Source organism: Desulfocapsa sulfexigens DSM 10523, from assembly GCF_000341395.1.
In the GTDB taxonomy this organism is placed as follows: Bacteria; Desulfobacterota; Desulfobulbia; order Desulfobulbales; family Desulfocapsaceae; genus Desulfocapsa; species Desulfocapsa sulfexigens.
The window spans coordinates 1,012,138-1,030,562 of sequence record NC_020304.1; the positions used below are offsets into that span (position 1 = coordinate 1,012,138).

16 protein-coding genes are annotated in these 18,425 nt (G+C 47.9%); 8 read left to right on the plus strand and 8 right to left on the minus strand.

Features of this window, described 5'->3' with window-relative positions:
- Positions 1 to 24 precede the first annotated feature (24 nt).
- The 5 genes from UWK_RS04435 to UWK_RS20120 all read left to right on the plus strand — a co-directional run bounded on the left by UWK_RS04435 (position 25) and on the right by UWK_RS20120 (position 2,539).
- On the plus strand, positions 25 to 471 hold the full coding sequence (locus UWK_RS04435; protein WP_015403151.1) for a Fur family transcriptional regulator: 447 nt from the start codon (positions 25 to 27) through the stop codon (positions 469 to 471).
- A gap of 325 nt (positions 472 to 796) precedes the next feature.
- A complete protein-coding gene (rbr, locus tag UWK_RS04445; RefSeq protein ID WP_015403152.1) occupies positions 797 to 1,372 on the plus strand; it encodes a rubrerythrin in 576 nt (191 codons plus the stop codon).
- A 58-nt stretch (positions 1,373 to 1,430) separates the two neighbouring features.
- Complete coding sequence (locus UWK_RS20030) at positions 1,431 to 2,072, plus strand: rubredoxin-like domain-containing protein (RefSeq protein ID WP_015403153.1); 642 nt, start codon at positions 1,431 to 1,433, stop codon at positions 2,070 to 2,072.
- A gap of 98 nt (positions 2,073 to 2,170) precedes the next feature.
- A complete protein-coding gene (locus UWK_RS19260) occupies positions 2,171 to 2,293 on the plus strand; it encodes a CBS domain-containing protein (RefSeq protein ID WP_015403154.1) in 123 nt (40 codons plus the stop codon).
- A 129-nt stretch (positions 2,294 to 2,422) separates the two neighbouring features.
- Positions 2,423 to 2,539, plus strand: coding sequence for a hypothetical protein (locus tag UWK_RS20120; protein WP_407637468.1), 117 nt, complete (start codon positions 2,423 to 2,425; stop codon positions 2,537 to 2,539).
- A 152-nt stretch (positions 2,540 to 2,691) separates the two neighbouring features.
- Here the strand turns inward: UWK_RS20120 and pstB are convergent, their stop codons facing one another.
- From pstB to phoU, 5 genes are all read right to left on the minus strand, one after another.
- Complete coding sequence (gene pstB, locus UWK_RS04455; RefSeq protein ID WP_228130062.1) at positions 2,692 to 3,501, minus strand: phosphate ABC transporter ATP-binding protein PstB; 810 nt, start codon at positions 3,499 to 3,501, stop codon at positions 2,692 to 2,694.
- A 141-nt stretch (positions 3,502 to 3,642) separates the two neighbouring features.
- On the minus strand, positions 3,643 to 4,701 hold the full coding sequence (locus UWK_RS04460) for a substrate-binding domain-containing protein (protein ID WP_015403157.1): 1,059 nt from the start codon (positions 4,699 to 4,701) through the stop codon (positions 3,643 to 3,645).
- A 138-nt stretch (positions 4,702 to 4,839) separates the two neighbouring features.
- Positions 4,840 to 6,114, minus strand: a complete 1,275-nt coding sequence (gene pstA / locus UWK_RS04465; protein ID WP_015403158.1) for a phosphate ABC transporter permease PstA — start codon at positions 6,112 to 6,114, stop codon at positions 4,840 to 4,842.
- A 45-nt stretch (positions 6,115 to 6,159) separates the two neighbouring features.
- Positions 6,160 to 7,551: a phosphate ABC transporter permease subunit PstC gene (gene pstC / locus UWK_RS04470; RefSeq protein WP_015403159.1), complete on the minus strand. Its 1,392-nt coding sequence runs from the start codon at positions 7,549 to 7,551 to the stop codon at positions 6,160 to 6,162.
- Between the two features lies 1 nt (position 7,552).
- A complete protein-coding gene (gene phoU / locus UWK_RS04475) occupies positions 7,553 to 8,215 on the minus strand; it encodes a phosphate signaling complex protein PhoU (RefSeq protein WP_015403160.1) in 663 nt (220 codons plus the stop codon).
- Between the two features lie 197 nt (positions 8,216 to 8,412).
- Here phoU and UWK_RS04480 point away from each other — a divergent pair, with 197 nt between their 5' ends.
- Both UWK_RS04480 and UWK_RS04485 read left to right on the plus strand, forming a co-directional pair.
- Positions 8,413 to 9,111: a response regulator transcription factor gene (locus UWK_RS04480; RefSeq protein ID WP_015403161.1), complete on the plus strand. Its 699-nt coding sequence runs from the start codon at positions 8,413 to 8,415 to the stop codon at positions 9,109 to 9,111.
- Positions 9,112 to 9,196: 85 nt separating this feature from the next.
- Positions 9,197 to 10,999 carry an ATP-binding protein gene (locus UWK_RS04485; protein WP_015403162.1) on the plus strand — a complete coding sequence of 601 codons (1,803 nt, stop codon included), beginning with the start codon at positions 9,197 to 9,199 and terminating at the stop codon, positions 10,997 to 10,999.
- Between the two features lie 61 nt (positions 11,000 to 11,060).
- Here UWK_RS04485 and UWK_RS04490 read toward each other — a convergent pair whose 3' ends face one another.
- Positions 11,061 to 12,251, minus strand: a complete 1,191-nt coding sequence (locus tag UWK_RS04490; RefSeq protein WP_015403163.1) for a TMEM43 family protein — start codon at positions 12,249 to 12,251, stop codon at positions 11,061 to 11,063.
- A 436-nt stretch (positions 12,252 to 12,687) separates the two neighbouring features.
- On the opposite strand from UWK_RS04490, the gene UWK_RS04495 reads away from it, so the two are divergent.
- A complete protein-coding gene (locus UWK_RS04495) occupies positions 12,688 to 13,500 on the plus strand; it encodes a flagellin N-terminal helical domain-containing protein (protein ID WP_015403164.1) in 813 nt (270 codons plus the stop codon).
- A gap of 13 nt (positions 13,501 to 13,513) precedes the next feature.
- Here the strand turns inward: UWK_RS04495 and UWK_RS04500 are convergent, their stop codons facing one another.
- Both UWK_RS04500 and msrB read right to left on the minus strand, forming a co-directional pair.
- The gene (locus UWK_RS04500; RefSeq protein WP_015403165.1) at positions 13,514 to 17,275 is read right to left on the minus strand and encodes a hydantoinase B/oxoprolinase family protein; all 3,762 of its coding nucleotides are present in this window, start codon (positions 17,273 to 17,275) and stop codon (positions 13,514 to 13,516) included.
- Positions 17,276 to 17,360: 85 nt separating this feature from the next.
- Positions 17,361 to 18,425 (minus strand): peptide-methionine (R)-S-oxide reductase MsrB, encoded by a 1,065-nt coding sequence (gene msrB, locus UWK_RS04505; RefSeq protein ID WP_015403166.1) that lies wholly within the window; start codon positions 18,423 to 18,425, stop codon positions 17,361 to 17,363.

Below are 18,425 nucleotides of genomic sequence, written 5' to 3' on the forward strand. Positions count from 1 at the left end.
TGAAACCTACTGGCAACATAAGAAATGATGGAAGAAAAACTGAGCAAAAAACATCTAGAGCAGCTCAAGCAGCTCTGTAACGAAGCGGGAATCAAACTCACCCATCAACGGCTTGAGATTTTCTGTGAGTTGATAGCTCACCCTGGCCATCCATCTGCTGAGATGATACATAAACGGATCCATAAAAAACTCCCTACTATAGCCATTGACACAGTTTACAGAACCCTGGCTACCTTTGATGAATTAGGATTGATTAAAAAGCTCCATGTCATGAATGAACGGACTCTGTTTGATACGAATCTTGATATTCACCATCATTTTATCTGCACCCGCTGCAAGAAGGTGAATGATATTTACTGGTCTGATTTTGACAACACTACACTTCCCGAAACTATAGAGAACATGGGTAAGGTGGAATCCCGTCATCTTGAGATTCATGGTATCTGTAATAGCTGTCTTGATAAGACGTAACATATATTTTTTTGACCCGACAGCAAGATGCAATCTTATCAAAGATACCGTACCTACAAAAAATGAGGCCACACCTCAAAGCACCATCTTCTGGTGCTTTACAACAAAATAATAAGGAAAAAGCAGAATATCGGAAAAAAAGAAATTCACAACTAATGATGGTGCTCCAGTCGGTGCATTCAAAGCTTCACCTTGAAGTTTTAGATGCACGCGGCCTGTTGTTTACTGAAAATCAGAAAGATTGATACATTTTTATTGAGTAACTCTTTCAAATGATGATAGCGTTACTCTAAACCACTCCAACTATTACAATGAGGACTGAACCATGGCGTCTTTAAAAAACACCCAGACTGAAAAGAATATTGTAACTGCCTTTTGCGGCGAGTCGCAAGCTCGCAACCGCTATACCTATTTTGCGTCCAAGGCAAAAAAAGATGGGTTTGTCCAGATTTCCCACATCTTTGAAGAAACGGCCGATCAGGAAAAAGAACACGCTAAACGGTTGTTCAAGCTTCTTGAAGGCGGGGAAGTAGAAATAACCGGCAGCTTTCCTGCGGGGAAAATCGGAAGCACCATCGACAATCTCAAGGAATCAGCCGGTGGAGAAAATTATGAACACACTATCATGTATCCCGGGTTCGCAGCCACTGCCCGTGAAGAGGGTTTTCATGATATCGCACTGGTATTTGAAGCCATTGCCGTTGCAGAAAAGCAGCATGAAAAACGTTATCTGAAACTGATGAACAATATTACCAACGGTCGAGTCTTTCAGCGTGACAAGGATGTAAGCTGGAGATGCCGCAACTGCGGGTACCTCCACACGGGAAAAGAAGCTCCCGAGCTTTGCCCTGCCTGTGCTCATGGCCAGGCTCATTTCGAGCTTCTTGGTGAAAACTGGTAGGTAGACCTTATGTGTAGCGAAATGCAGCTCATCTAACAATGCAACGAGGATTACAAATATGAAAAAATGGAAATGTTCAGTATGTGGCTATATCCATGAAGGTGATGAGCCACCGGAGAAATGTCCCCTCTGCGGAGCTGACAGGGAGAAGTTTGTGGAGATAAGCTCCTCTGAAGAGAGTATCGATGAGGCGGCTCAGATTGCCACGGAGAAAGAGCAGGTCCTTACGACAGCTCCCCCTCAGGAACAGCTGACTCTCTTTGAGAAGGTCTCAGACCTTCTCGTGAAGAATCACCTCCACCCTATCAGTGTGCACACTCCAAACGGAATCATCCCCGTGGCCGTTCTTCTTCTGGTCCTGGGTATGTTAGCCAGCTCCCAGGGTCTTGCTAATGCAGCCTATTATAACATGATAGCTGTGCTTTTGAGTATGCCCCTGGTAATATTCACAGGCTATGTCACCTGGCAGAAAAAATATAAGGGGGCAAAGACATCTGTTTTTAAAATCAAGATTGCAGCAAGCGTTGTCGCCACCGTTATTCTGTTTGGTCTTGTTATCTGGAAAACAATAGAGCCGGATGTTCTTATTACCCCATCCCTGGACCGTTGGCTCTTTCTGATCTGGTCAAGTTTTATGCTTGCAGCCGTTGGTCTTGCCGGACACCTCGGTGGACAGCTTGTCTTTGCCGGCAAAAGATAAATTCCTGTTGCTGCTACTCTCAGGTCACTGATACTCCCTCATTCATGGCAACATGAATGGGGGAACAGACCCGACATATACACCCCAAAGGATGCCCGATGGAAACTCTCCAGGACATCATGACAACCCCGGTTCTCACCATCACCCCGGACGCTTCCGTAAGCCACGCTCTTGGAATATTTACAGACCGGGCATTGATTCAGATCCGGCGGGTAGAATGATTGACTATGCCTGGTCCATGCACAAGGTCATGAGCAGTCCCCCCCCTCACCGCTTCCGTTGACATAGATTACCGGAGGCATATCCAATATGAGGAGGATTCACGAACTCTCCGGATTGAATTCATGAAGATGCAAAAATCCTTGCAGGCCACCGGAAAACGCGTAGCGGCCATTTTTGAAGAGAGAGACGCAGCGCGGGAAAGGGAGGACCATCTAGCGGATTACTGCCAGGATCAACTGCATTAAACATATCCTGGCCAATATGAACTATGAAGGAAAACTTCCAGCAAAAAAACTTATTTCAGATCCCAAAATTGTTGTTTCAGGAATTGATAAGCTGCGTCATATGGAAGAACATTTGATGTCTCCAAAAAAAACTGCATGGTTAGGGACCGACATCAGCCAAAACGACCGGTGATATAATCCTCAGTCAGCCTGTGACGGGGATTGGTAAAAACTCTGTCAGTATTGCCGACCTCAATCAGATCACCAAGATGAAAATAGGCTGTCCGTTGGGAAACCCGGGCAGCCTGCTGCATATTATGGGTAACAATCACAATGGTGTATTGCTCCTGAAGCTCGGCAATAAGATCCTCAATCGTCGCAGTAGCTATTGGATCGAGTGCTGAACAGGGTTCATCCATAAGGATCACTTCGGGTCGTACGGCAATGGCCCGTGCAATGCAGAGCCGCTGCTGCTGACCTCCGGAAAGGCCGGTTCCCGGCTGATCAAGCCTGTCACTCACCTCTTTCCACAACCCTGCTTTCTTCAAAGAACTCTCAACCACCTCGTCAAGTTCAACGCGTGTTGTTGCAAGACCATGAATCTTGGGACCATAGGCAACATTATCATAAATTGATTTCGGGAAGGGATTTGGTTTCTGGAAAACCATCCCCACCTGGGCACGCAGGGGAACCACATCCACCGCCTTGTCATAAATATCCAGTTCATCGAGAATTATTTTCCCCTCAACCCGGCAGCTGTCCACGGTATCGTTCATCCTGTTCAGACAACGAAGAAAAGTCGACTTGCCACAGCCGGAAGGGCCAATCATGGCAAGCACCTCATTACGGCCGACATCAATGGAAACGTCACGGATGGCGTGCTTTTCACCATAATAGACATTGACGTCACGGCAGGTCATGCGCGCATCATCGACAAATTGCTGGCCGACGGTTGTTCGATTTTCCCGCTCAATCTTCTCCATTTCAGCAACACCTTCCTGAGCCATACTTTCAGCCCCTGAATAAGGGACATTGCCAATATTAAACGCTGCACTCATTGCTTCCATATTCATCCCCAAACACCGGGGCAATTCTGCCCCGGCTGTTTATCAAAAAAAACCTTCTTATTTGCTTAAAACAAGGTCTTTAGAAGATTTGATATCAGAAGCAAACTGCTTACGCTCATCTTCCGGCATTGGAATAAGCCCTTTATCAGCAAGATATCCTTCTTCCCCCCAGGCCTTGTCACTGGAGAACTCTCCAAGAAATTCAGCCATACCTGGAACAACACCCATATGAGATTTCTTCACATAGAAGTACAAAGGACGGGAGACCGCATAGTTACCTGCTGCAATATTCTCGAAGGTCGGCTCTTCGCCATCAACAATGGAACCCTGAATTTTATCACCATTCTGATCAAGAAAACTGAATCCGAATATACCAATTGCCTTGGGATTTGCTTCAAGTTTTTGTACGATCAGATTGTCATTTTCTCCAGCTTCCACATACCCACCATCTTCACGTACGGTGTGACAGACTGCCTTATAGTGCTTTGAATCTGTTTTCTTCAGAGCCGCTATCCAGTCAATCTTCTTGCAACCGCCTTCCATGGCAAGCTCAACAAAGGCATCACGGGTACCGGATGTGGGAGGAGGACCCAGGACTTCGATTTTGGTGTCAGGCAGGGAAGCATTTACCTCTTTCCAGGTCATATAGGGGTTGGCAACCAGCGTTTCACCACCCTTTGGATCTGGAACATCTTTTGCGAGAGCAAGGAAAATATCCTTTTTACTGAGTTTCATCTGCTCTGCCGTTTTGGCGTTTGCCAACACAATTCCGTCATAGCCGATTTTCACTTCAATAATTTCTTTGACCCCATTCTGCTGACACTTCTCATACTCGGAAAACTTGATTCTCCGCGATGCATTGGTAATATCCGGAGTCTCGATACCGGAACCGGCGCAAAAAAGCTTCATACCTCCACCAGAACCGGTCGACTCGATTTTCGGGGTTTTAAATTTTGTGGTCTTCCCAAACTGCTCCGCTACGGTGGTGGAAAAGGGGTAGACCGTTGATGAACCAACGATTGAGATATAATCACGACCTGCAGCTGCCTGCACATTTGAGACAGCGGTAACAGCAAACAGAGATGCTGCTGTAAAAATAATTCCTTTCTTCAACATTACTTTTCTCCTTTTGAAAAATATACGATTAACTACAAAATTTCATTCATATCCTCTTGTATGACCTACAGGGCACCATATCCGCCAATTGTTAGGTTAGGATTACGATCCTATTAGAGGAGCATTACAACTCAACAACTACCAGCGACGTTCGAATTTCTTTCGAAGGAAAACTGCCACTGCATTCATGGAAATAAGAAAGGCAAGCAGAACCATAATGGCAGCGGAAGTGCGCTCCACAAAGGCACGTTCCGGTGAGTCAGCCCAGAGATAAATCTGTACAGGAAGCACGGTGGAGGGATCGGTTACCGCCCCTGGTACGTCCACAATAAAGGCTACCATCCCAATCATCAGAAGGGGTGCGGTTTCCCCCAGTGCCTGGGCCATTCCTATGATAGTTCCGGTCATCATTCCAGGCAGGGCAAGGGGCAGGATATGGTGTGTTATGGCCTGCATCTTCGAGGCACCGACACCGAGTGCCGCCTCACGAATGGAAGGGGGAACCGATTTCAGGGAAGCCCTTGAAGCGATGATAATGGTGGGCAGGGTCATCAAAGTAAGAACCAGACCACCAACCAGAGGAGCGGAGCGGGGCATTCCGAATACATTTAAAAATACCGCCAGCCCAAGCAGGCCAAAAACAATGGAGGGAACAGCGGCCAGATTGTTGATGTTCACCTCGATAAGATCTGTCCACCTGTTACGGGGAGCAAACTCTTCAAGATAGACAGCGGTGGCCACACCTATTGGAAAGGCAAGCAGCAGGGTGACTGCAAGTGTAAAAAAGGAGCCCACTGCAGCTCCTCGAATTCCGGCAAGTTCAGGCTCCCTGGAATCTCCTGCAGAAAAAAAAGTGGTATTAAACTTCTTCTCAAGACGTCCCCCAGCTACAAGCTGATCTATCCAGTACACCTGTTTATCATTGAGCCGCCGGTCACTTTCGGGAACATCCCGGGAAATATAGCCCTTGAGAAACATATCCACTTCATCATCGGCGGGTAGCCAGACCTTCTGTGTGGAACCGATGATAGCAGTATCCTTCATCACCATTTTCTGCAGGACATAGGAGGCACCAGTACTTGCAAGTTTATGGAGATTTCGTGTATCACTACGGCCTTTCACATCGGGGAAAAGGCCTTTCATTGAATTTTTTACCAGCGCTCCATAATTTGCAGAGGAGAGATTGTCCACATCAAACTGCTCTGTATCAAAATGGATATCGAGAAGGATCTCGGCCTGCTGAAAAGCAGACCACCCGTTTGCTCCAATGGATACAAAAAGCAGCCCAAGAAAACTGATACTCGCAATAATCGCCCCAAGTCCAAAGAGCCGAAATCGCTTTTCCCGCCTATATCTTCTGGCAAGCCCGACATTGACCCTATCCATGGTGGATTCTTTTCTTTCTACCTGCATCTTTCTACTCCTTCCAAAGCCTTATCCAGAAACCCCTGGCATAGATCATTCATATTCTTCCCGATATTTTCGTACCACGTAGAGGGCAATGACATTCAGGATTAGAGTCACGATAAAAAGCAGTAACCCAAGAGCGAAGGCAACCAGTGTTTTGGGGCTATCAAATTCCTGATCACCCACCAGTAAAGTCACAATCTGTACCGTCACCGTGGTTACCGCCTGCAGTGGATTTGCAGTAAGATTAGCTGAAAGGCCAGCTGCCATCACCACAATCATGGTTTCACCAATTGCCCTTGATGCCGCCAGCAGTACTCCACCCACGATCCCAGGGAGAGCCGCAGGAATAATAACGTTCATGATGGTTTCGCTCTTCGTCGCTCCCAATCCATAAGACCCGTCCCGCATGGCCTGAGGGACAGCATTGATCACATCGTCGGAAAGCGAAGAGACAAATGGGATGATCATAATACCCATTACAAGACCTGCGGCGAGTGCACTTTCAGAAGAAACATTGAGACCTAGCATCTCTCCGCTGTTACGAACAAAGGGAGCAACCACCAGGGCTGCAAAAAAACCATAGACTACGGTGGGTACACCGGCAAGAATCTCCATGATTGGCTTGGCCCAGGCACGAACTCTGCTGTTTGCGTACTCGGAAAGATAAATGGCTGACATCAGACCGATGGGAACGGCAACCGTGAGAGCAATCCCCGAAATCATAAAAGTACCGGCAAGTACGGGTACGGCACCAAAACTCCCTGAACTTCCAGCCTGATCAGCACGCATGGCCATCTGCGGGCTCCACTTCATCCCAAAAAGAAAATCCGTAACCGGCACCTGCTGAAAAAATCTGATGGATTCGAAAAGCACTGAGAGTACGATGCCGAGGGTGGTGAGGATGGCAATTGTGGAACATAGGACCAGGCCCAGCTGAATGATCCGCTCCACATGGTTTCTGGCACGCATTTCAGGACGAATACGCATATAGACCAGTGAGGCGGAAAGCAGTGCCACTGAGAACATGACCACTCCGAGGGCAACCCGTCCGATACGTTCCATCCCCTGATATTGAACCGCTGCCTGCTGCAATAGCGGATCTATGTCCCTGGCAGCAACATGGCCCGCAACCAGATTACGAAGGTCATTAACCAGTAGATTCGATTGATCGGCAGACAGGTTATGCATTGAAGCAGGCAGGGTTTTCAGAGCCAGTGCAGTTAATATGGTATCCGAAAGAACCATCCAGACCCCGAATACCAGCAGGGCTGGAAGAACACACCATACTGCAGTGAGCATCCCATAATAACCGGGCCGTGAATGAAGGCTCCTCGAACCGCACAATCTGCCACCAGACAACGAAAAAGCCCGTCGCTTTCCCTGCATATAGGCAAATGAGGCTATGGCCATTAAAATGATAAGAAAGAAAGAAGATGACATTCTAATTCATCTCCCCGCGGACAATTTTCCCTTCTACGAGGTAAATAACCTCTTCTGCAATATTTTTAATCCTGTCCCCGATGCGCTCAAGGTGCCGAGCCAGCAGATAGAGATTCACCAGACATTTTGCATGACCAGGTTCTGTATTCAACTCTCTTGTCACATCACGATACGCCTGGTTCCGCAACTGGTTCACCAATTCATCTTCAACAAAGACCCTCCTGGCCAGATCTGCATTTTCGGTAACGAGAGAATCCAGCCCCAGCTTAAACATACTGAGAACCATACCGAACATTGGCTGGTAATCTATGGTAAACTCCAGACTGGAATCCTTGCTGATAGTTTGAATACGCTTGGCAATATTTACGGCGTTGTCGGCGATGCGCTCCAGTTCATTATTTATCTTAATAATAGCAATGAGGAGGCGTAGATCACTGGCCACGGGCTGGTGGAGAGCCAGAATTTTGAGACATTCCTCTTCCACCTCGATTTCCATCTCATCAATCTCCCAATCGGAACTGATGATCTCCTGAAGCAGATCCGGATCTCTGCTCTGCATGGCAAGACTGGCCTTTTGCAGACGGTCTTCAACCATTGAACCCAGTACCATGAATTTCTGTTTTACCTTGTCAATTTCCCTGTGAAACGTAAGATGATGAGCCACAATAGATTCTCCTGAAGAATTCTTAAGTAATGTTCATGCTCCTTAGACCAGATCTGTTTTAGAATCAGGTTAGAGTTTTATTCGGATTGCGTTAGGGGCCTTTTTTTTTGTTGCAGGCTCAAAATTGCCAGGTAGGATTAATTCAGTGACAGAGGAATCTCCCCAAATCCTATAAGCAGACAATCAGGAGCCGCCCATTGAGCAAAGCAAGTATCCTCGTCGTAGAAGACGATGCAGATATCCAGCAGCTTGTCAGCTATAATCTGATCAAGGCAGGTTTTAACGTAACCTGTGCCGACTCTGGTGAAGAGGCTCTACAGATCCTCGATCAGGAGCAGGTTGACCTGATACTCCTCGACCTTATGCTGCCGGGGAAAGACGGTATAGAGGTGTGCACCATAATCAGGGCCAAGACCGATTTGGTCCAACCACCCATCATTATGCTCACAGCGAAAAGCGAGGAAGATGACATTATCACGGGTCTCAGTTGCGGAGCCGACGACTATGTCACCAAACCCTTCAGTCCGCGGGTACTTATCGCCAGAGTTCAGGCACTGTTGAGAAGGAAGCAGGAAAAGACCATTCGGGAAAATCGTTCTGACAGTGAAAGCATTCATATCCATTCCATGGTTATCCACCCCGGTCGCCATGAAGTTTTGATTGATGGCCAACAGATCCATCTCACAGCCACAGAATTCACCATTCTGGAACAACTTGCCGGACGCCCCGGATGGGTCTACAGCCGTCAGCAGATCATCGATAAAATCCGTGGCTATGACTATCTTATCACCTCAAGGGCCGTTGATGTTCAGATCTTTGGTTTGCGTAAAAAACTCGGTGACATGGGAAGTTATATAGAAACCGTTCGTGGAATTGGGTACCGCTTAAAGGAATGAAAAAGTGTTTTATGGTATGAGGTCTTCAATCTGCTGTGAGACCAAGTGGCCGTTCTATCGTTAACCATTTTGCAGGTAGCTTTCTATGAAAAACAGACGATTTTTCTGGCAGATTTTCCCATCTGCCCTCTTTATTATCATCATCTCGATTGGTGCTGCCGGCTGGTATGGAACACAACTGATCCGTTCCTTTCATTACCATGAAATGGAGGAAGATATTGGAGATCGTGCCTTACTGCTGCGCCCCCATATCATACAGTTACTGGACTCCAACGATGACCAGCTTCAGGAATTCTGCCGCCAGACAGGGCGGGCTGCCACCACCAGGATTACGGTTATTGCAGGTAACGGGACGGTACTCGCCGATTCCAATGAAGATCCATCTCAGATGGATAACCATAAAAACAGACCTGAGATCCAGACCGCAATCACAGGAAAGATGGATGCATCCCTGAGATTCAGTAAGACACTGAGTCAGAATATGCTTTATGTGGCTATTCCTCTGAACGACGACAACCCGCAGGATGGAGTACTCCGTCTTTCAGTATCAGCTGCAGCACTCGACGCTGTTATCGCCTCTCTCCATAAACAAATACTCTACGGTATCTTTTTTATAGCTCTTGTCGCCGCAGGACTTTCCTATTACCTGGCGCGTCGCATCAGCAGCCCCCTTGAAGAAATGCGCCGGGGGGCTGAACGACTGGCAGGAGGAGACACAGATCGTCCCATTATTATTAACGACAACAGTATTCCGAGAGAAATGACAGAACTCTCACATTCTCTCAACAATATGGCCGAACAGCTCAATGGTCGGATCAAAATAATCAGCCAGCAACGAAATGAACTCGAAGCGGTTTTCAGCAGTATGACAGACGGTGTTCTCGCCATTGGCAACGACCATAGCATCATCCACATTAACCGCGCCGCCGCCAGACTCTTTCACATAAACCACAGGACCGTACAGGGCCTTGTAGTTGAGGGGATTATCCGCAATCGGCTACTGCAGAAGTTTCTGGCCGATTCCCTGCAGAGCGATGTCACCATAACAAAAGATCTGAGCCTGATGGAAAACGGACAGGAAATGACCCTACGTGTCCATGCGCATCCACTGAACGATGGGGAAGAGAGGAGAATGGGAAGTCTGATTGTTCTCCACAATCTGACCCGTATCAATCAACTGGAGAGCATCAGGCAGGATTTTGTGGCTAATGTCTCCCATGAACTCAAGACTCCGATAACTGCAATTCGAGGATACGTGGAAACTTTACTTGATGGGGCCATTGATAACCGCGAAGATGCAGAAAAATTTTTGAACATTATTCACAGACAGGGGAGCAGGCTTGATGCCATTGTGGATGATCTGTTAACCCTGGCCCGAATCGAAGACACGGCAGAAAAAAATGAAATGGAAATGCAGGAGGAGACCATCAGCCCTATTCTTGAAGCAGTGATCCAGACCTGTCGCGTTGCCGCAGAACAAAAAAACATCACCATCACCATGCAATGCCTCCCCGAGCAACTGACGGCAACCATCAACCGATCCATGCTTGAACAGGCAATAATAAATCTGCTGACAAATGCTGTTACTTATAGCCCCGAAGGCTCAACAATTCACCTCAGAGCAGAACAGCAGAACAAAGCCACCACCAATCAAAGTATCCGCATCGATGTTCAGGATCAAGGTCCTGGCATCAGCCATGAGCACCAAAAACGTATTTTTGAGCGCTTCTATCGCTGCGACAAAGCAAGAAGCAGAGAACATGGAGGAACAGGATTAGGGCTTGCCATTGTAAAACATATTGCCGCCTGCCATAATGGCGAGGTGGAACTCCAAAGCAGGATGGGCAGTGGGTCTACATTCTCTCTCATTCTTCCAAAACAGAACTAATCACAAAAGTTCCTCCAAATCGGGAACATAACACCGATAAAAGAACGTAACGGGATCGCCATCAGGGCAGTGGTGGAGGCTGAACTGCTGACGCCCCCTGAATGGGTTTTCCTTTTTTCAACTTCTTCACGACTAAGAAGATAAGGCCGCCGGCCAGGGAAAGGGCCAGGATAGCGATCAGGGGTCGGAAGACAAACCAGGCGACAGCTATAATCAGTGAAGAGAGGATTCCAGCAAGAAGAAAGGCAATTAAGCCAGTCCCGGTCTCAATTAGTGAACCCACGGCAGGAATCACGTCCGCCAATACTGACAATGGTTTCAGTATCATGCTGATCCCGATAAACATCAGAAAGAAACCGCCGGCCCGCAGCATCCAGGTGAGAATGGTGTTACTTTGCTGTTCCTGCTCAAACATGGCCTGGGCGTCATGTACCCCCAGCTCTAACAACTCAATAGCATCTCCGGCCTGGGCCTGGTAAGGCTGAAGATGGTCACCAGCCTGTTTGGCAATGACACTTACCTCCAGCGGTTTGACCACCTGATAACTGATACGGACATCACCAACCTGCGGGTTGGCAGGATCCGTCCCAAGATAAAAGCCATCATTCATAACCTGGCCTCTGCCACTCCACCCTGAAGGAAGAGCCAGATTACCATCGACGGTCAGGGGTTCATAGTTTGTGATGTTGGAGATGAGGGATGGGGAAAGAAAAAAACTGCCTACTGAAACCTGCCGGCTCGTCAATTGGCGGCTCTTGAAAGGCATGTTTGCAGGATTTTGATGTCCTTCAGTTTTTTTGAATGATGAGGAATCGATAAGTTGTTCAGTCCATACCTTTGAATAGGTGTAAGTGGTGGTCTGTTGTTCGCTACCGCCTAACTTCTTCTCGGTCTTGGTGCTCGACTTTTCTTGCCATTGAAACATAGTGCTCGTACGTCTGAGCATGATCACAGATGCCGCCGAAACCCCTAGCTCCTGATCAGTGAGAGTCTCGTCACTGGTGGCCATGCCTGTAAGATGAACCAGTTGTTGTTCATGACTAGCATCCACACTATCTGCGGCGACACTGATCACAGTTTTACTCCCTTCCACCAAGGTCTTGTATCGCTTGACCGCCCGCCCCTCGTTCCAGAAAAGGAGAACGCAGCTGACCAGAATAAGGATGATTCCGATAACGATTCCCTTGAACGCTCCGCCAATCCGCTGAAAATAGGATTGACTGGTGACCTCCGTAAAACTGTCATTACTCATGATTGAACCTCCATTGTTTCAATTTCGTCGGGAGGTGATTACGTTTTTACATTCATAATCTTGAGGCCTCCAGCGTTTTTCGGAAAACAAGCCTACACAGCACAAATCGAAGGACATAATACCAATAAAAGGGCACTCTTTTTCTATAGACTTAACTTGTCAGGTGTGGACATTCTGACACCACTATTCGTTTCATCCTAGCCATATCTTACTATAATGGTAAATAAACTTAATTTACAACTTCAAATGGTACTATGTCCCGGATTACACGGATTGTTCCGCTGGCATAAAATTTGCTTCATTTTTGACCAAGAGCATATTGCGGACAAAATTGATTTAATGATTAACGTTTTTCGTAGTGCTCTTCCTCTTAGGTAAGTCAGTTTCAATTGTGTAGTTGGTGAAAAAGTCAAACATGTATCAAGGGGGACTCTCCATGGTCAATTCCATTAGCAATAATTTCAGTGCTTCTCATCAAATTTCTAATGCCCAAAACAGAGCAGATAATTCAGCGTCTCGATTAAGTAGTGGCCGAAGAATAAATAGCGCCAAAGATGATGCTGCTGGATTGGCAATTTCTGATGGGATGAATTCCCAGGTGAGAGGATTAAACCAGGCGATGAGAAACACAAATGATGGCATCTCATTAGCTCAAACCGCAGATGGCGCATTAAGCGAGTCTACGAATATTCTGCAGAGAATGAGAGACTTAGCTGTTCAGTCGAGCAACGGAATCTATAACGACAACGACAGAAGATCAATGAACGAGGAATTTTCCCAACTGCAGTCAGAGTTGGATCGTATAGCTGGTGCAACTACCTTTAACGGGAAAAACATTCTTGACGGAAGTCTGGAGGGCGGCTTAACTTTTCAAGTTGGTGCTAATGCTCAGGAAACTATCAATGTAACTCTAAACGGAGCTACCCAGGAAGATCTGGGGACAGAGTCTTTAGACATTCTTACCGGACAAAGTTCACAAGAGGCACTGGGAGCAATTGATGAGGCCATTGCATCTATTTCAGGTGCCAGAGGAGAGTTGGGGGCAACCATCAATCGTTTCGAATCGACAATATCCAATCTGGGCAACGTATCTGAAAATATTGCGGCTTCTGAATCGAGAATTGCTGATGCGGATGTTGCAGCCGAGGTTTCAGATATGCTTAAAAATCGGATTCTCGAACAAGCCGGTGTCTCAATCCAGGCTCAGGCGAATCAGAGGGCTGGAATGTTACTGTCACTTTTGAACTAGCCAGAGGTTATTATCACTCCGTCAAGCTGCCATACCCTCCGCCACCAGGAGTACAAATACGGATTGAATCACCCACTCTGGCCCGAATTTCATTTTTACCTCCAAGATTGAGGCGATGCCCGTCCTGACGGATAAATATATTTTCGCCCCTGCTGCCTGCTTCTCCACCTTCCAGTCCATAGGGAGGAAAAACTCTTCGTTCAGAGAGTATGGCCACATTCAGAGGTTTAAGAAATTCGAGTTCCCGCACCAGTCCGTCACCGCCGCAGAACTGCCCCTTCCCCCCTGATCCTTTACGGATAGAAAACTCATGGAGCAAAACGGGATACCGCCGTTCCAGAATTTCCGGATCAGTTATTCTGGTATTGGTCATATGGGTATGAACCCCCGACTGACCATGCCAGTCGGGGCCCGCACCTGCCCCACCACCGATTGTTTCATAGTAGCCGAAACGCTCATTGCCAAAGGTGAAATTATTCATGCAGCCCTGGGAACCAGCGGCCACGCCAAATGCCCTCAGCACGACGTCAACCACCCGCTGAGAGGTGAGCACGTTGCCGCCAACTACTGCTGCCTCAGGCGATGGATCAAGAAGACAGCCTTCGGGGATAATAAGTTCTATGGGAATCAGACAACCGTGATTCAGTGGAATATCTTTTTCAACCAGACAGCGGAGGCTATAGAGAATGGCTGACTGAGTAACAGCCCGTGGCGCATTGAGGTTGCCCCGGAGTTCGGTTCCTGTTCCTGTGAAGTCAAAGATTGCACTGCCATCACTGCGATCTATGGTGAGTGTCAACTGTATCGGGCTGCCGTCGTCGAGATACTCGGTGGCTGTTATCGTGTCTCTTTCGGCCAGCCCCTGATTCCTGGAAACCTCGCAAAGACTGTTTCGGACAGCCTCTTCTGCTGTTTCCTGGACGTGCAACATATAGGCTTGTACAACTTCAAGGCCGTGATATTCCACCATCTCCAAAATAAGATCAATGCCCTTCTGGTTGGCAGCCACCTGAGCCTTGAGATCAGAAAGATTATCCCCCAGAAGGCGTGTTCCGCTGATGGCAGGGCGACCCTTCTCAGACTTTATCTTCTCAGGTGCCAACAGAAGATCTGAAATACCCTGTTCCTGAAAGACATTATTTTTAACGAGTTTGAAGGAGAAAATGGCTGCCCCCTCTTCGATAAGCTGCCGGGAATCTGGTGGCATGGAGCCGGGGGAGATACCACCTATATCAGCATGATGGCCACGACTGGCAACCCAGAAAATAATTGTCTTCCCTTGAAAGACCGGTGTCATCACTGTGATATCGGGTAAATGGCTACCGCCGGCCGCAGGATGATTGGCCACCAGAACATCACCCGGCATTATATCCTTCACCCTGCGAATCTGCTCTTTAACGGCCTCGCTCATAGCCCCAAGATGAACAGGGACATGAGGCGCATTGGCCACAAGATTTCCGTTGGCCCCAAAAAGGGCACAGGAAAAATCGAGCCGCTCCTTGATATTGGTGGAGATCGCTGTCTTTTGCAACATCCTCCCCATCTGTTCTGCAATCGACATAAACAGATTACTGAAAATGGAAAGCTGTACCGGATCCACCTCCGTATCTATTTTGTTACGAGTATGTCCACTGACCTGAATTTCCACATCTCCAAAATCGGTGATTGCAGCAATGCAATCCGGTTCAATAAGGATGGTACTGGTATCTTGGATCAGGATGGCTGGGCCCTCAATGGTATAACCAGCTTTCAGACTATCCATAGTGTAAAGGTCAGTCTGCTGCCAGCCACCTTCAAAATAACAGGACACTGTGTCCAGCTTCTCTGCTGTGCTCTCTCCCCTGTCAACAAGGAAGGATTTCAGCTTGGAAGCCTTGCCTATGGAACGAACCCGCAGATCATCTACCAGGACAGCCCGACCAGGCAACTCAAAACCGAACTCACGCATATAGCGTGTTTGAAACGCCTTTGCAAAGTCTCCATCCGCTGGCTTTTCTATCATTAATGAGCCATCCGTCCCCTGGTAACGTAGATTAAGATAGTGCAGACTCTGGATCGTATCATCCGTAATCCCCTGACTACTCAACTCCCGCACGGTCTCCACTTCCAGGGCTGCAAGTCTTTCCTCAAGACCTGGAAGTCCCCCTTCAGTAAGGACTTCTGCCGCCGGCTGCTGTTTTTCAGCCACCGTGTCGGCAAGACCGATACCATATGCTGAGAGTATCCCTGCAAAACGATGAATAAAAATAGAGGATATCCCGAGACTGCGTGCAATAGCGCAGGCATGCTGCCCTCCTGCACCACCAAAGGTGGCCAGCACATGTTCTTTGATATCAAAGCCGCGCATTACTGAAACTTCACGAATGGGTCGAACCATTACCTCATTTGCCACTTCAAGAAAACCAAGAGCCGTCTCTTCCACCGAGAGCGGAGGACGACCACTCTCCTTGTAAAAACTGTTTATTGTGTCGGTAAGTTCTGCCATCTGGCGGTAACTCTCCTCAACATCCAGAGGTTGATCCTCATTTACACCAAAAATATTGGGGAAATGATCAGGCCGGAGACGCCCCAGGATCAGGTTGGCATCGGTCACGGCCAGATAGCCATTCTTTCGGTAACAGACAGGTCCCGGATGGGCACCCGAGGATTCGGGGCCAACCACAAACATACCGTTGTCAAAAAAGAGTCGAGACCCGCCACCCGCAGCAACGGTTCTGATGTCAAGCTGTGGTGCCTGAATACGCACGCCGGCAGTTTTCGTTTCAAAGGTAAGATCATAGTCACCACCGTAACGGGAAACATCCGTGGATGTCCCTCCCATATCAAAGCCGATAACCGGTTTTTTCGTTTCCCGACTGTAGGTGGTCATGGCATAGCCGACCACTCCGCCAGCTGGACCCGAGAGTATGGCCCGACTTCCTGTAAAATCCTCGGCCGGGGCCAGACCGCCATCGGATTGCATAAACAGAAGCGGGGTATCTGCTAGATTATCAGCAAAACCTTTTTTAAAGCTTTGCAGATAGCTGCGAATATGCGGGGTTAAATAGGAGTCGACCATGGTGGTATCACCACGGGAGACCAGCTTAACCATGGGAATTACCCGTGAAGAAAGAGACACCTGTTCAAATCCAAGCGACAGGGCAAGATTGCCAACAGCCTGTTCGTGCTCCGGACAGGCATAGGCATGGAGGAAAATCACGGCAAGACTGGTAATGCCGCGTTTGAGTAAGTCTTCCAGCTGTGGTTTGATGAGTTCAAGGTCAGGTTCCAAAAGAACCGCAAACTCCTCACCTGTTACGCCAGTCAAGACTTTATGCTGTGTGTACTGTGATTTTTCATGGGAATGAAGGATCCTTATCCGTTCATCCACCTCAATGACCTCCCTGTAAAGGAGATCCGGTTTTTTTATTCTCAGATCAAAAAGGTGCGGTCTGTCCTGATTGCCAATCCGGAGTACATCACCAAAGCCCCTGGTTATGACAAGAGCACAGGGAGCGCCCTTGCGTTCAAGCAGGGCATTGGTGGCCACCGTAGTGCCCATTCGTATCCATTCGATCTGCGAGGCATCAATTCCCTTGCCCTCTCCTGACGATGCATACTCCTCAAGAATCCGCCGAATCCCCTCACGCGGAGCATCGTCATAGTTTGCCGGGTCTTCGGACAAAAGTTTTACAACCTTAAATCCCGGCTTACCCGGCACCTCGGCATAAACATCGGTAAAAGTACCGCCACGGTCTATGGAAAAACGGAATGTATGAGTGTCAGTATTCGCCATGCGTACAGGTCAGGGGAAAAATGGAATCTTCCGGAAAACTATACGGCATACTGACGCACAAAACGATAAAAAATCACCCCACTATTCAGTCACCGGAAAACAATCGTAAGTACTCACCATAGCCCTCACTTTCCAGCTGTTCCTTTGGAATAAAACGAAGTGACGCCGAATTGATGCAGTAGCGTAGGCCCGTTGATGGTGGCCCATCGTTAAAGACATGGCCAAGATGCGAGTCTCCATGCTTGCTCCGAACCTCGGTGCGCACAGAAAAAAAGCTTCGATCCGTTTTTTCAACAATATTTTTGGCTTCAATTGGACGATCGAAACTGGGCCATCCGGTTCCGGATTTATACTTGTCCCGCGAACTGAACAGGGGTTCTCCTGAAACGATGTCCACATAGATCCCCTCCGCCTTGTTATCCCAGTATTCGTTATGAAACGCTGGCTCCGTTCCCTCTTTCTGAGTAACCTTGTACTGGAGGTCGCTCAGGCGGGAACGAATTTCAGCATCCGATGGCTTTTTATAGCTTGCAGACTTCTGTGCAAGCTTCTCGGGCCAGACCGTGTCCACAAAATATTGCCGTCCCGAACCCTTCTTATAAGATGAGTAATGGGAATAATTTTTTCGGTAATAGTCCTGATGATATTCCTCCGCCGGATAAAATGGCAGCAGCGGCAAAACTTCTGTCATAATGGGTTTATCAAAGAGTCCGGATTGCTGAAGCTTTTCTTTGGAGGCCAAGGCCGCCTTTTTTTCCAGCTCGTCGCCAAAAAAAATGGCTGTTTTGTACTGAGATCCGCGGTCCGCAAACTGACCGCCGGAATCCGTTGGGTCAATCTGGTGCCAGAACACCTCTACTAGTTCCGCAAAACTTATCCGTTCTGGATCATAACGCACTTCCACGGCTTCATAGTGATCGGTTTTTCCCCCACTGACCTGTTCATAATTGGCATCCTCTTCTGCCCCGCCGCTGTATCCAGCCCGTACCTCAATCACTCCTTCAAGCTGTTCAAAGGGAGGCTCCATGCACCAGAAACACCCGCCACCAAAAACAGCCGTTTTTTCCTCTGCCATCGCATCTCTCCCGGGTATTAAAAATAGTATTGCACAGACAAATAATATTGCTGCTATCCTTTTATTTTGAGCCAT